Raw genomic sequence first — 12,726 nt, 5'->3', positions numbered from 1 at the left:
CTGTCCTTTCGGGATCAGTAGGCGAAGGCAAGGGGCGCGTCGTCGTCCTGTGACGCGACGGGGGGCGGCTCGGCGAAGGGTTCCGCTCCAGCCCTGAGGTAGGTGAGGAAGAGCTTCACCTCCACGACGGCGAGCAGTCCGTAGAGCAGGGTGTAGACGACCATGGAGGTGACGACCTCCCCCGCTGCGACCGAGGGTGAGACACCCGACTTCGTCGCCATCACGCCGAAGACCAGCCACGGCTGCCGCCCGACCTCGGTGAAGATCCAGCCGAAGCTGTTGCCGAAGATGGGCAGCAGTGGTGTCGCGATGATCGCCCAGTGCCACCACCGGGCCCGTGGGACGCGGTCGCGACGAGTGGTCCACAGGGTCAGCAGCGCCAGACCGGCCGCCAGAACGCCCACCCCGATCATCAGCCGGAAGCTCCAGTAGGACAACGGGATGTTCGGCGTGTAGGTCGCATCCACGGTGAGCGGGTTGCCCGTGCCGTACTTCTGCGCGTACTCCGCCTTGAGCTCGTTGATGCCCTGGACGCTGCCGTCGAAGTGCCCGGTGGCGAGGAAGCTGAGCAATCCCGGCACCGTGATGGCGAACTTCTCCTCGGAGCCGTCGAGCGAGCCCACCGTCAACAGGGAGAAGGGTGCGCTGCCGTCCGAGCTGGTGTAGAGCGCCTCGGCGGCTGCCATCTTCATCGGCTGCACCTCAGTCATGATCTTGCCCTGGACGTCGCCACTGACCGCGACGGCCAGGCCGGCGACGAGGGTGACCACCGCGCCGAGTCGCGTTGCCCTGCGGTACATCCCGCCATCCACGCCGACGTCCGCGCGGCGAAGGTGCCACAGCGCGACCGCCATCACCATCGCGCCTCCGACCATGTATGCCGCGGCGACGACGTGCGGGAACGTCACCAGCTGCACCTTGTTGGTCAGCACGGCGACGAAGTCGGTGAGCTCGGCCCGGTGAGTGGTGGGGTTGTAGCGGTATCCGACCGGGTTCTGCATGAAGGAGTTCGCAGCGAGGATGAAGTAGGCGGACAAGAGCGTGCCCACGTGGACGACCCACATGCAGCCGGCGTGGAGCTTGTCCGGGATGCGGCCCCAGCCGAAGATCCACAGGCCGAGGAAGGTCGACTCGAGGAAGAAGGCCAGCAGGGCCTCGATGGCGAGCGGCGCACCGAAGATGTCGCCGACGAATCGGCTGTAGTCCGACCAGTTCATGCCGAACTGGAACTCCTGGACGATGCCGGTGACCAGGCCGAGGGCGAAGTTGATCGTGAACAGCTTGCCGAAGAACTTGGCCAGTCGGAGGTCGTCATCACGACGTCTGCGAACCCAGGCGGTGTGGTAGTACGCGACCAGGGCCGACATCCCGATCGTGACGGGAACGAACAGGAAGTGGTAGACGGTGGTGATGGCGAACTGCCATCGCGCGAGGTCCAGGTTGTCCATCGAGGCTCCGTGGGTCGGGTCTGTACAGCAGGCCGGTGTCCATCGAAACAGGTCCTGGATCTCGGGACAGGGCCGAAGGTCCCGTCCTCGCTCGTCGGCTGCGGGCACGTGGTCCCCGACGGGACCAAGTGCCCTGTGCACGAGGGGCTGGATGGCGAACGCTGGAGTCATCGGACGATGAAAGGCACGGTGGGTCATGTTGGTCGCCGATGTGATGACCTCGCCTGCGGTGAGCATCCGCCGAGGCGCGCCGCTCGAGGAGGCCATCCAGCTACTCGGGGCAGCGCGGATCAGTGCCCTCCCCGTGGTGGATGCCGAGTTGCGAGTGGTGGGGATCGTCTCTGAGGCAGACATCCTCCGAGAGCCCCTTCCCCGTGACCCTCGTGCGCACCTGTGGCCTCCGGAGGCCATCGTGCGCCGAGACCTCACCGTCGACGACGTGATGACGGATGACACGGTCTGCGTCACGGCGCACACCGACTGCTCAGACGTGGCGCTGGCGTTGGCGGACACCGGCTGGAAGAGCATGCCTGTCGTGGAGGACGGCCATCTCGTTGGAATGGTGAGCCGCAGCGACATCCTGCGTTCGCTGGCCGTACCCGACGAGATCACCACCCAGGCGGTGCTCGGCGCCTTTGCAGCAGCTGGTCACCCGGAGTGGGTTGCGGTCGTGCGCTCCGGACACGTGACGGTCGATCCCCCCGTCACCGACCTTGGGGAGGCTGCATTGGCAACGGCCTCGACCGTGCCCGGTGTCCGGAGCGTGCAGCTCGGGTCACCAGCGGAGGACCCGGACCACGAGGCCGGGCCGGAGAGATGAAGTACCCCCGCGTCGTGGCCTGGCTCCGGGCCGGCCCGTCGGTCCGCGTGATGGCACGGGCCACCGCCGAGTCCGCAGTGCGCCGTGCTGAGCTGTGCCTCCTGTCCCCTGCACCGCCCCCACCGCAGTGGTCGTCGTGGCGGTCCGCTGCGGCAAGTCTCGGAGTGACGGCGAGCTGGCAGGTTGTCGCGGACGGCTCGTGTGATGGTGTGCCGGACGCCTTGCTCGCCGAGGCGGCGCGGGCCGCCCTGGTCGTCACCGACACGGGCAGCCTCGGGGTAGCCGCCCGTTCGCAGCTCGCGCAGCTCGTCGATGTGTACGTCGTGGCGAAACCACAGGTCCAGGTGCTGACCTGGTTGCGAGAGCCGGCCGTCGTGGTCGGTGTTCCAGACAGCCCGGACTCCACGCACCTTGTCTCTGCAGCCGGGCGCGAGGCCGTTCTGCGGCACCGGGACCTCATCGTCCTGCATGCCCAGTCGCGCGCAGTCGATGTGCCAAGGCATGTGCTGGAGCGTCGCTGGTTGACCGCCCTGCCCTCCGACAACTCCGGCGCTCCCCATCCCTCGTCACGAGTGGTCGTCACCGATCGACCCGTGACCGACGCACTGCGTGACCACGTGGAGGCCGGGGACGTCCTCGTCGTGGGCGTGCACTCGCCCTGCGGCGTGCTTACCGGCAACCTGGATGCGTCCCTGTTGGAGGCACCTCCGTGCGACCTCCTGCTGACCCGAGCCGCGGAGCATCCCGCCGGCGACACGGCGCCCTCGCCGCTCGGACTGAACCTGGCTGTCTAGTGGCGGCAGCACTCTTGGCCCCTACCCCGACTGGGAAGCGAGCTCGATCTCCAGGGTGCGCGCGAGATCCTGGACCGACCTGCCGATCTGGAGCGCGAAGGTGCCGGGTTGAGCACCAGCCATCCTGCCGGTGCTTCAGCTCGCCTCGACGGCCAGGGCGTGCTGCATGAGGGCGAAGTGGGTCAGTCGTCGTCGCTGGGCATCGCCGTGGCTCCGACCGCGGACGAGCCGGCGCCGCAGCTCGGTCAGCAGCTCCTCGTTCGTGACGAAACGAAGGACGAACGTGGGCTCGCCCTCCTGGTTCTTGGGGAGACCGCACGCCACTCCGGCCGCGACGACGAGCTGACGGTACGGCAGGTCGAGAACCTCCGAGAAGCGGACGAGCGTCGACTCGTCCGGCATGTCGCTCAGCTGGTCCGGGCCGATCAGACCCGCGATGACGTCCGGGCTGACCCCGCTCTCGAGCATGAACCGGGAGATCGACCACCCCTTCTCGCCGAGGCGGCCCTCGATGACGGTGCCGAGCTCGTTCGTCATGCTTACTCCCTGCTGGTGGTGATGGAGAAGGAAATCTGCCGCCTTCTTACCGGATGAGCCGATTAAAGCGTTTTGGCCTGTCCATCGTTCGGTAAACACCAGAAAAAGTTGTTAAAGGTTTGGCAAAGCCGTTTGAGAGCGTTTGACCTCGGTGCCGACCACCAAGTGCGAGTTGCTGACCGAACACTCGACGGATTTCCGCCAATGCCAACCGCTGGCAACCGAGCGCCCACGGGTACAACTGGCGCACAAGACGGTCCATTGGAAGGCTGACGGTACCGCGGCCCCCAAACGGGCCCATCACGCTGCGTCCGACGCCGTCCGGCGGTCAGTGGACTCCAGCACCCCAGCCCGGAAGGTCCGCATGCACACGAGGCACACCGCACCCGTCGTTCTCATCACTGCCGTGGCTGCCGCGCTGGCTCTCGCCGCGAGCCCGGCCCAGGCAGCCAAACCCGTCAAGCCCGGGCCGGTTCCGTCGCACACCACGACGCTGGTGGGTACCGACCCGTTCGCTGCGGCCCAGCCCACTGCGGCCGGTCACCTCCTGCGCGACCTCGGTCACGACGGCGGAAGGCTGTACGTCGCGTACGGCGACTACGACGCGAACACCGGGCCACAGCAGGTGCACACGTTCGACCCGGTCTCCGGTCAGTTCTCCGCGAGCCTGCTCCAGGTCCCGACCGAGGAGATCAGTGTCTACCGGAAGCTCAACGGCAAGCTGTACGCGCCGATGACCGACCCGCGCGACCCCTCGACGTCCAACGTCGGCTACGCCACGAATGCCACCGGTGCCTGGACCAACCAGATGAAGGCTCCGGCCGTGCACATCTACGACGTCGCCACCATGAACGGCAGCGACCTGTGGATGGTTGGCTCGGTCTCGCGGTACGACGCTGCGACCCCGGGTGGTGGCGCGGCGGCATACCGGTCCACGGACGGTGGCCAGACCTGGCAGATCGTCGCGAGGGACACCTCCGTCGTCGAGAACGGCTACGAGCGGTACTACTGGGCGGCCGCGATCAACGGCACGATGTACCTCCAGGCCGAGGACGTCACCGAGGGCGCCCCGTTGCGCGCCTTCAACGGCACCACCTGGTCCACCGTGCCCGAGGCCTCAGTCGGCCGTCCGTGCGGAACCGTTGCGGCGAACCGGGTCGAGGTCTTCAAGAACCGGATCGTCTGCGCGGGAGGCACGGCCTTCGGGGTCACCACCTTCGATGGGGTCTCTGCAGTGACGGCGCCGATCGGAGCCCTGACCGACCTGGCCGTACCGGGCGACGGGTACATCTACGCCCTGACCAGCACCGGCGTCCACCGCAGCCTCGACGGCCTCAAGTGGACGGCCCTGAGCACCGCCCCCGCCGGCGCGCAGTCGGTCGCCGTGGTGAACGGCACCGTCTACCTCGGGATGAACAACTCGACCATCGTGAAGATCAACAAGCTCACGGTGTGACCGGCGACGTCCTCCTGACCGGCCACCTCGTCCGTTCGGCCCTAGTCGGCGGTGAACTCGGCTGATCTCCGGCGCGTACGCCCGCGGCATACCCCCATCGCTCCTACCTTCGTAGACGTGAGCACGCACACCATCCACCGCACCACCAGCCACCACCCGCGCGTCCTGCGCGGAGCGCGGGGCTGGATCTGGGTGTGCGAGTGCGGCGGCGCGTCGTGCCGGACCCCGGCCCAGGCTCCCCTGGCTTGGCGGACGGCACTCATCGCGGCCCTGCTGCACTCGTCCACCGTCACTCCCTGAGCCTGCGCCCCTGGCGCCCGGGCACCCCGCGAGCCCCCAAAGCCAGTCTCAGAGCCAGGTGTGCACCCGCACGGTCGTTCCCGACTCCGAGGAACGCAGCTGGACCAGGTCGCACAGCTGGTTGACCATCCACAGCCCACGACCGTCGGGCTCGTCGGTGTCCGGGGCCAGCCGTCCGGTGAGTGGGTCCGCCACGATGCCCGCGTCGGTGACCTCGCAGACCAGCGCTTCGGGGGTGCGCCACAGCCGGAGGGTGCCACCGTGGCCGTGCACGACGGAGTTGACGCCCAGCTCGTGCAGGGCGAGTCCCAGGTCCGCCGCGCGTTCCTCGGCGACTCCGCAGACCCGGGCGACGTGCAACGCCAGGTCCCGCACCGTGCGCAAGGTCTGGGGCGTGATGGTCCGCAGGATGCTCGCTGCCGGCGGCTCCGGGAGGGGCGTGGCGAAGCCCACCGCCCCGAGCGCCCCTCCGCCGTAGGACTCGTTGGCGCGGGCCGTGCCGTCGGTCTCGGCCACCCACGGGTGCGAGCTCAGGGCTTCGTCGACCACCTCGGTGGAGAGCGCACCCACTTCGTAGGGGCAGCGCAGCCACAGGGGCACGGTCGCGGGGATCGCGTCGTTGAGCAGGGCCTCGTGGAGCTGGCACTCCTTGACCTCGACCCTGGTGCGGCCTGCCCACAGGGGTTCCCCGACCCCGCGGGAGGGTCGGTCGCCTGACTCGGTCACGAACTGCACCCACGCCGCGATGATGCGCGCGGGGTTGGAGCCGAGCTCCTCCATGTCGGCGAAGGACACGTGCCTGGCCCCTTCGCCGAGCGCCACGCGCACCGCACGCAGCCGCGGAGCAGGCAGGGCGACCAGGACCCGCTCGTCGGCGAGCAGTCCCGCGCGCACGAAGTCGACCGTGTCGCGAACGAACGCATCCGCACGTGTCCAGAGCATGACGTCGTGGACGTAACCGTCGTCGGCCCGCGCTCGGCCCACAGGGAGGGAGGAGGTGGTGATGCCCATGGCAGCTCCGAGCGCGCGGCAGGCCGAGGCGTAGCACCCCGGACCTGTGCAAAGGGTACGCCTCCCATGGCTGCCCGTCCGGGAAACGGGGTGAGCCGCGAAACCGGGTCAACACCAGCGCCCATCTGCGAGGGTGGAGGGTGGCAGGCTGGCGTGGCTGCGCCATGGTTCGAGGACCACTGCAACCCAGGAGGATTTGATGAAGGTCGGCATCCCGCGCGAGGTCAAGAACAACGAGTACCGCGTCGCCATCACCCCGTCCGGCGTGCACGAGCTCGTCGTCCACGGCCACGAGGTCTTCGTGGAGAAGGACGCCGGTGTGGGCTCCTCCATCCTCGACGAGGACTACACGGCCGCGGGTGCGACGATCCTCGACACCGCGGACGACGTCTGGGGCACCGGCGACCTCATCCTCAAGGTCAAGGAGCCGATCGAGCCGGAGTACCACCGGATGCGTGCGGGCCAGACCCTGTTCACCTACCTCCACCTCGCCGCCGACCGGCCGCTCACCGAGGAGCTCGTCAAGCGCAAGGTGACCGGCATCGCCTACGAGACGGTGGAGCTCCCGGACCGGTCGCTGCCGTTGCTCGCCCCCATGTCCGAGGTCGCGGGACGGCTGGCCCCCCAGGTCGGCGCGCAGACCTTGATGCGCGCCCAGGGCGGCCGTGGTGTTCTCATGGGCGGGGTCAGCGGTGTGTATGCCGCGAAGGTGGTCGTCATCGGCGCCGGTGTCTCCGGCATGAACGCCGCGGCCATCGCGCTCGGCATGCAGGCCGAGGTGCTGCTGCTCGACCGTGACATCGCCAAGCTGCGTCATGCCGACGCCATCTACCAGGGTCACTGCCAGACCGTCGCGTCCAACGCCTACGAGGTGGAGCGCGCCGTCATCGATGCCGACCTCGTCATCGGCGCGGTGCTCGTCCCAGGGGCCAAGGCGCCCAAGCTCGTGACGAACGAGCAGGTCTCCCGGATGAAGCCGGGCTCGGTGCTCGTCGACATCTCGATCGACCAGGGCGGCTGCTTCGAGGACTCCCGGCCCACCACCCACGCCGACCCGACCTACCAGGTCCACAACTCGGTGTTCTACTGCGTCGCCAACATGCCCGGCGCGGTGCCCCACACCAGCACCTACGCCCTCACCAACGTCACCCTCCCGTATGCCGTGCAGCTCGCCAACCGTGGGTGGCGGGACGCCCTCGGCGCCAACCAGCCGCTCGCGCTGGGCCTCAACACCCACGACGGGGCGGTGACCTACGCGCCCGTCGCGGAGGCCCACGGCTTCGAGTCCGTCGACCTCCAGACGATCCTCGGCAAGGCCTGAGCGGACCCGTTCGTCCCGGTCGCCGACAACTCGCCCGAATGCCCCGGCGAGTTGTCGGCGGTCGCGGCTAGCCTCTGACCGTGCTCCTCGCTGACGTCGTCGCCGCCTCGACGGCCGCCACCGCGACACGGTCACGGCTGGCCAAGACGGCAGCAGTGGCCGGCGCGCTGCGCGCGGCCGGACCCGACGATGCGGCGACAGTCGCGGCATACCTCTCGGGGGTGCTACCGCAGCGTCGCATCGGGGTGAGCTGGCGCGGGCTGTCCACCCTCCCGACGCCCGCGACCGAGGCCACGGCCACCGTCGGCGAGGTCCACGCAGCGCTCGGTGAGATCGCGCTGATCGCGGGAAGCGGTTCGGCAGCGGCACGGACGGCGGCCGTGTCCGACCTTTTCGCTCGGCTGACCGCACCGGAACAGGACTACCTGCGTGCCCTCGTGACCGGTCAGGTCCGGCAGGGCGCCCTCGACGGCGTGATGCTCGCGGCGATCGCGGCAGCGGCCGAGGTCCCCGAGGCCGAGGTGCGGCGAGCCGTGATGCTGGCCGGCTATGCCGGTCCGGTGGCCGCCGCGGCGCTCAGCGGTGGCACTGAGGCACTCGCCGAGATCAGCCTCGAGGTGGGTCGACCAGTGCGGCCGATGCTGGCTGCGTCGGCCCCCGACATCGACGCCGCGTGGGAACAGGTGGGCGACGCCAGCCAAGGGGTCGTCGTCGACGGCAAGCTCGACGGGATCCGGCTCCAGGCCCACCGCGACGGTGACGACGTGCGCCTGTTCACCCGGTCGCTCGACGACATCACCGACCGGCTGCCCGAGGTGGTGGCGGCGGTGCTGGCGCTGCCAGCCACCAGGCTCGTCATCGACGGCGAGGCCATCGCCCTCGACGACGCCGGGCGGCCGCTGCCCTTCCAGCAGACTGCGTCCCGCACGATGAGCAGCACCGGGGTCGAGAAGCTGAGGGCCGCTGTGCCGGTCACGCCGTACTTCTTCGACCTGCTGCACGTCGACGGCGACGACCTGCTCGGGCTGCCCGCCTCCGAGCGCTTCGACCGGTTGGCTGCCCTCGTCCCGGAGGCGAGCCTGGTTCCCCGGATCACTGCCGCGAGCGCGGGTGAGGCGACCGGCTTCTTCGACCAGCTCGTCCGCGACGGACACGAGGGGGTCGTGGTCAAGGCACCTTCGGCGCCGTATGCCGCCGGCCGTCGCGGCGCGGGATGGGTGAAGGTGAAGCCAAGGCACACCCTCGACCTCGTGGTGCTGGCGATCGAGTGGGGCAGTGGTCGCCGTCAGGGGTGGCTCTCCAACATCCACCTCGGCGCCCGCGACCCGGACACTGGCGGGTTCGTGATGCTCGGCAAGACGTTCAAGGGGATGACCGACGAGATGCTGGCGTGGCAGACCGAGCGGTTCACCGAGCTGGCGGTGGACGGCACGGAGGGCTACGTCGTGACGGTCCGTCCCGAGCAGGTCGTGGAGATCGCCTTCGACGGCATCCAGACCTCGTCCCGCTACCCCGGTGGGATGGCGCTGCGGTTCGCGCGGGTGCTGCGTTACCGCGACGACAAGACGGGGGACGAAGCCGACACCGTGGAGACCGTGCGCTCCCTGCGCTGAGCAACCGTCCCACGCCCACCCGCCACACCTCGCCGGCCGGGCAGGTATCACCGTGCCGGCTGCGTCCTCTTGTAGGTCAGGACGTGCCACGGGGGCGGCGCGGCCGAGGGGGCAGCATCATGGGGACGCGACACACCGGACGGGGCGACACCGCTCACCACCACCCACACGTGCGCCGCGCCGACGCGGGCACGTGGCGCTGGCAGTGCGACTGCGGCGGTGCGTCCTGCCGGACCGCCGCCTCGGCGCTGAGCTGGCGTCAGGCCGTCATTGCGGCCCTGAACCACGCCACCTGCCTGGCTCCCTGACCGGGGCACGGTCGCGTCGGGTTGGCATTACATAGGCTGCCTATGTAATCTAGGGACATGACCAACCGCGACGAGCTCGGCAACAGCGTGCTGCGGTCGGCCGCCCGCCTCACCCGGTGGGCATCGCGCAATGCCTCGTTCGACGTGCCGATGGCCCAGGCGCGGCTGCTGGCCCTCATCGAAGAGCTCGGACCTTCGCGCATCAGCTCGCTCGCCGCCGCCGACCACTGCAGCCAGCCGACGATGAGCACCCAGCTCCAGCGCTTGGAGGCCGAGGGCTGGGCCGAACGCATCGTCGACCCTGCCGACGCCCGCGCCAGCCTCATCTCGCTCACGACGGCGGGCCGGGCCGCACTCGGCCGCGTTCGGCGGGCCCGCCTCCAGGCCCTCTCCCCCGCCTTCGACCAGCTCGATGCAGCCGCCGTCGCACGGCTGCAGGACGCCGTCGACGCCCTCGACGACCTGCTTGTCCGCGCCGCCGCCGCCGCCGACACCGTCGCCGACGCGGGCGCGCGGCATACCCGCTAGCACCTGCGAACACCCGACCCCGAAACCCCAGCAGAGAGAAGCCTGAGTCCCACCATGTGGCGCCAACCCAAAACCGTCTGGTCCGTCGCCTTCGCCTGTGTCATCGCCTTCATGGGCATCGGTCTGGTCGACCCGATCCTCAAGCCCATCGCCGACGACCTCGGGGCCAGCGCCTCGCAGGTGTCGCTGCTGTTCACGAGCTACATGGCCGTGATGGGAGTGGCGATGCTCGTGACGGGCTGGGTGTCCAGCCGTGCGGGCGCCAAGCGCACCTTGCTGCTCGGGCTGGTCGTCATCATCATCGGTGCCGGGCTGGCCGGCGCGCAGGACTCGATCGGCGGGATCGTCGCGTTCCGGGCGGTCTGGGGCCTCGGCAACGCGCTGTTCATCGCCACCGCGCTCGCAACCATCGTGAGCGCGGCGCGCGGCTCGGTCGGCCAGGCGATCATCCTCTACGAGGCCGCGCTGGGTGTCGGCATCGCGACCGGTCCGCTGCTCGGTGGCTGGCTCGGCGGCCACTCGTGGCGCTGGCCCTTCTGGGGCGTCTCGGCCCTCATGGCCGTGGCCCTCGTCGCGATCATCACGACGCTGCCCGCCACCCCACCGACCGGACAGCGGAGCAGCATCAGCGCGCCGCTGCGCGCCCTGTCGCACCGCGGCCTGCTCACCGTCGGACTCACGGCACTGCTCTACAACTTCGGCTTCTTCACGTTGCTGGCCTTCACCCCGTTCCCACTCGGGATGGGCGCTCACCAGGTGGGTCTGATCTTCTTCGGCTGGGGCCTGCTGCTCGCCTTCACCTCGGTGGTGGTGGCCCCGCGCCTGCAGCGGCGGTTCGGCACCCTTCCGGGAGTGGTCGGCGCCCTGCTCGGCTTCGCCGCCATCCTCGCGGCGATGGCGATCGGCACCGAGCACAAGCCGGTCCTGGTGGTCGGTGTGATCCTCGCGGGCGCGCTCCTCGGCATCAACAACACCCTCATCACCGAGACCGTCATGAAGGTCTCGCCGGTCGAGCGCGGGGTGGCCTCGGCGGCCTACAGCTTCGTCCGGTTCGGCGGTGGCGCCGTCGCCCCGTGGCTGGCCGGCAAGCTCGGCGAGCGTTCGATCCATGTGCCCTTCTGGGTTGGCTCCGGTGCGGTCGTCCTCGGCGTCCTGGTCCTGCTCACGGCACGGCGCGAGATCAACGCCGTCGACGTGGAGCACGCCGCCGACACGGTCGAGCAGGACCGTCCTCTCGAGGCTGCGGCGCTCACGGTCGGCGACGCCTGACGGTGCCTGACCGCCACCTGACTCGGGCACGACGTCCAGCACCCTAGGCTGGGCGTCGTGCTCGACCAGGTCACCGCGACGCGCTACGTCACCCCCCTCAAGGAGGGGGGGTCGCTGCCCGGCATCGTCGAGGCGGACGACCTCGGCACCTACGTCGTGAAGTTCCGCGGAGCCGGCCAGGGCCTCAAGGTCCTCGTCGCCGAGGTCATCGTGGGCGAGCTGGCCCGAGCGCTCGGCCTCGACGTGCCGCGGATGACGGTCGTCGACCTGCAGGCACCCATCGCCAAGTACGAGGCCGACGAGGAGGTGCAGGACCTGCTCACCGCGAGCCTGGGCCTCAACCTCGGGGTCGACTTCCTCCCCGGCTCGTTCGGCTACGACGGGTCACGGCCGCCGACGTCGACCACGGCAGCCGAGATCCTCTGGCTCGACGCGTTCACCGCCAACGTCGACCGCACGTGGAGCAACCCCAATCTTCTTGTCTGGCACCGTAACCCGTGGCTCATCGACCACGGCGCAGCGCTCTACTTCCACCATGGTTGGCCGGGGCGAGGCGCCGACGCCCACCGGTTCGCGACCCAGCCCTTCGACGCCAGCACCCACGTCCTGCGTGACGTCGCCTCCAGCCCGGCCGCAGCCCACGACCGCCTCTCCCCCGCGATCACCGCCGAGCTGCTCGCCCCCGTGGTCGCGGCCGTGCCCGACGGCTGGCTCGAGCAGGCACCGGGTCTGGAGACCCCCGACGCCGTCCGCACGGCATACGTCGAGCACCTCCTCGCGCGCGTGGCGAACCCGTCGGCCTGGCTCCCCGGGAACCCGTCATGACGCGCCACGGCTACCAGTACGTCGTGCTCCGGTGCGTCCCCCGCGTGGACCGGGAGGAGTTCCTCAACGTCGGGCTGGTGCTCTACAGCCAGGGTGCCGACTTCCTCGAGGCGGCCTACCGAGTCGATGCCGAGCGGCTGCGCTCGTTCGCCCCCCAGGTGGACGTCGACGACGTCGACGCGGCGCTCGAGACCATCTGCCAGGTATGCCGCGGGGTCACCGGCGACGGCCTGCCCACCCTGGGCGGGCTCGGGCGCAGGTTCGGCTGGCTGAGCGCGCCGCGCAGCACCGTGGTCCAGCCCGGGCCCGTGCACGGGGGCCTCACGACCGACCCGGCAGCCGAGCTGCGCGACCTCCTGCAGCGCCTGGTCGACTGACCCCTGGGACAGGCGGCGGAAGGGGCTGGTCGCAGCCTGTTGGCCCCTCTCGACCCGCCTCCACACAAAGCCGACACGGCCGACATAGGTGCCTGATCAGGCATAACGGGTTATAGGGT

At 69.9% G+C, this 12,726-nt stretch carries 14 protein-coding genes; 11 read left to right on the top strand and 3 right to left on the bottom strand.

Annotation, left to right across the window (positions count from 1 at the left end; all coding sequences use genetic code 11):
- Nucleotides 1–14: 14 nt before the first annotated feature.
- Nucleotides 15–1,448 (bottom strand): cytochrome ubiquinol oxidase subunit I, encoded by a 1,434-nt coding sequence (locus EAH86_RS05875; RefSeq protein ID WP_140737720.1) that lies wholly within the window; start codon nucleotides 1,446–1,448, stop codon nucleotides 15–17.
- A gap of 196 nt (nucleotides 1,449–1,644) precedes the next feature.
- On the opposite strand from EAH86_RS05875, the gene EAH86_RS05870 reads away from it, so the two are divergent.
- Entirely contained in the window at nucleotides 1,645–2,268 is a 624-nt protein-coding gene (locus EAH86_RS05870; RefSeq protein WP_140737719.1) for a CBS domain-containing protein, read from the top strand.
- Complete coding sequence (locus tag EAH86_RS05865) at nucleotides 2,265–3,062, top strand: universal stress protein (protein ID WP_140737718.1); 798 nt, start codon at nucleotides 2,265–2,267, stop codon at nucleotides 3,060–3,062. The genes EAH86_RS05870 and EAH86_RS05865 overlap by 4 nt, the downstream gene beginning before the upstream one ends.
- Nucleotides 3,063–3,197: 135 nt before the next feature.
- Here the strand turns inward: EAH86_RS05865 and EAH86_RS05860 are convergent, their stop codons facing one another.
- Nucleotides 3,198–3,599 (bottom strand): hypothetical protein, encoded by a 402-nt coding sequence (locus EAH86_RS05860; protein ID WP_140737717.1) that lies wholly within the window; start codon nucleotides 3,597–3,599, stop codon nucleotides 3,198–3,200.
- A 364-nt stretch (nucleotides 3,600–3,963) separates the two neighbouring features.
- Between EAH86_RS05860 and EAH86_RS05855 the strand changes: the two genes are divergently transcribed.
- A complete protein-coding gene (locus tag EAH86_RS05855; protein ID WP_140737716.1) occupies nucleotides 3,964–5,055 on the top strand; it encodes a hypothetical protein in 1,092 nt (363 codons plus the stop codon).
- Between the two features lie 117 nt (nucleotides 5,056–5,172).
- Nucleotides 5,173–5,355 carry a hypothetical protein gene (locus EAH86_RS05850; RefSeq protein WP_140737715.1) on the top strand — a complete coding sequence of 61 codons (183 nt, stop codon included), beginning with the start codon at nucleotides 5,173–5,175 and terminating at the stop codon, nucleotides 5,353–5,355.
- A 48-nt stretch (nucleotides 5,356–5,403) separates the two neighbouring features.
- Here EAH86_RS05850 and EAH86_RS05845 read toward each other — a convergent pair whose 3' ends face one another.
- Entirely contained in the window at nucleotides 5,404–6,366 is a 963-nt protein-coding gene (locus tag EAH86_RS05845) for a sensor histidine kinase (protein ID WP_140737714.1), read from the bottom strand.
- A 199-nt stretch (nucleotides 6,367–6,565) separates the two neighbouring features.
- Here EAH86_RS05845 and ald point away from each other — a divergent pair, with 199 nt between their 5' ends.
- From ald to EAH86_RS05810, 7 genes are all read left to right on the top strand, one after another.
- Nucleotides 6,566–7,687, top strand: coding sequence for an alanine dehydrogenase (ald, locus tag EAH86_RS05840; protein ID WP_140737713.1), 1,122 nt, complete (start codon nucleotides 6,566–6,568; stop codon nucleotides 7,685–7,687).
- Between the two features lie 80 nt (nucleotides 7,688–7,767).
- Nucleotides 7,768–9,300, top strand: coding sequence for an ATP-dependent DNA ligase (locus tag EAH86_RS05835; RefSeq protein WP_140737712.1), 1,533 nt, complete (start codon nucleotides 7,768–7,770; stop codon nucleotides 9,298–9,300).
- A gap of 119 nt (nucleotides 9,301–9,419) precedes the next feature.
- Nucleotides 9,420–9,608 carry a hypothetical protein gene (locus tag EAH86_RS20615; protein ID WP_140737711.1) on the top strand — a complete coding sequence of 63 codons (189 nt, stop codon included), beginning with the start codon at nucleotides 9,420–9,422 and terminating at the stop codon, nucleotides 9,606–9,608.
- Nucleotides 9,609–9,665: 57 nt separating this feature from the next.
- Nucleotides 9,666–10,136, top strand: a complete 471-nt coding sequence (locus EAH86_RS05825; protein WP_140737710.1) for a MarR family winged helix-turn-helix transcriptional regulator — start codon at nucleotides 9,666–9,668, stop codon at nucleotides 10,134–10,136.
- A 54-nt stretch (nucleotides 10,137–10,190) separates the two neighbouring features.
- Nucleotides 10,191–11,405: an MFS transporter gene (locus EAH86_RS05820; RefSeq protein ID WP_140737709.1), complete on the top strand. Its 1,215-nt coding sequence runs from the start codon at nucleotides 10,191–10,193 to the stop codon at nucleotides 11,403–11,405.
- Nucleotides 11,406–11,462: 57 nt separating this feature from the next.
- Nucleotides 11,463–12,230: a HipA family kinase gene (locus EAH86_RS05815; protein ID WP_140737708.1), complete on the top strand. Its 768-nt coding sequence runs from the start codon at nucleotides 11,463–11,465 to the stop codon at nucleotides 12,228–12,230.
- A complete protein-coding gene (locus EAH86_RS05810; RefSeq protein WP_140737707.1) occupies nucleotides 12,227–12,607 on the top strand; it encodes a DUF3037 domain-containing protein in 381 nt (126 codons plus the stop codon). The genes EAH86_RS05815 and EAH86_RS05810 overlap by 4 nt, the downstream gene beginning before the upstream one ends.
- Nucleotides 12,608–12,726: the final 119 nt, after the last annotated feature.

The sequence above is a fragment of the Pedococcus bigeumensis genome, from assembly GCF_006438965.1.
GTDB lineage: Bacteria > Actinomycetota > Actinomycetes > Actinomycetales > Dermatophilaceae > Pedococcus > Pedococcus bigeumensis_A.
Note: the sequence above shows the minus strand (reverse complement) of the source record. Positions and strands in the feature narration are given on the sequence as shown.

Coding starts and splice junctions, on each gene's coding strand:
- EAH86_RS05875 (WP_140737720.1), bottom strand. CDS start 1,448: ATGGACAACCTGGACCTCGCGCGATGGCAGTTCGCCATCACCACCGTC.
- EAH86_RS05870 (WP_140737719.1), top strand. CDS start 1,645: ATGTTGGTCGCCGATGTGATGACCTCGCCTGCGGTGAGCATCCGCCGA.
- EAH86_RS05865 (WP_140737718.1), top strand. CDS start 2,265: ATGAAGTACCCCCGCGTCGTGGCCTGGCTCCGGGCCGGCCCGTCGGTC.
- EAH86_RS05860 (WP_140737717.1), bottom strand. CDS start 3,599: ATGACGAACGAGCTCGGCACCGTCATCGAGGGCCGCCTCGGCGAGAAG.
- EAH86_RS05855 (WP_140737716.1), top strand. CDS start 3,964: ATGCACACGAGGCACACCGCACCCGTCGTTCTCATCACTGCCGTGGCT.
- EAH86_RS05845 (WP_140737714.1), bottom strand. CDS start 6,366: ATGGGCATCACCACCTCCTCCCTCCCTGTGGGCCGAGCGCGGGCCGAC.
- ald (WP_140737713.1), top strand. CDS start 6,566: ATGAAGGTCGGCATCCCGCGCGAGGTCAAGAACAACGAGTACCGCGTC.
- EAH86_RS20615 (WP_140737711.1), top strand. CDS start 9,420: ATGGGGACGCGACACACCGGACGGGGCGACACCGCTCACCACCACCCA.
- EAH86_RS05825 (WP_140737710.1), top strand. CDS start 9,666: ATGACCAACCGCGACGAGCTCGGCAACAGCGTGCTGCGGTCGGCCGCC.
- EAH86_RS05820 (WP_140737709.1), top strand. CDS start 10,191: ATGTGGCGCCAACCCAAAACCGTCTGGTCCGTCGCCTTCGCCTGTGTC.
- EAH86_RS05810 (WP_140737707.1), top strand. CDS start 12,227: ATGACGCGCCACGGCTACCAGTACGTCGTGCTCCGGTGCGTCCCCCGC.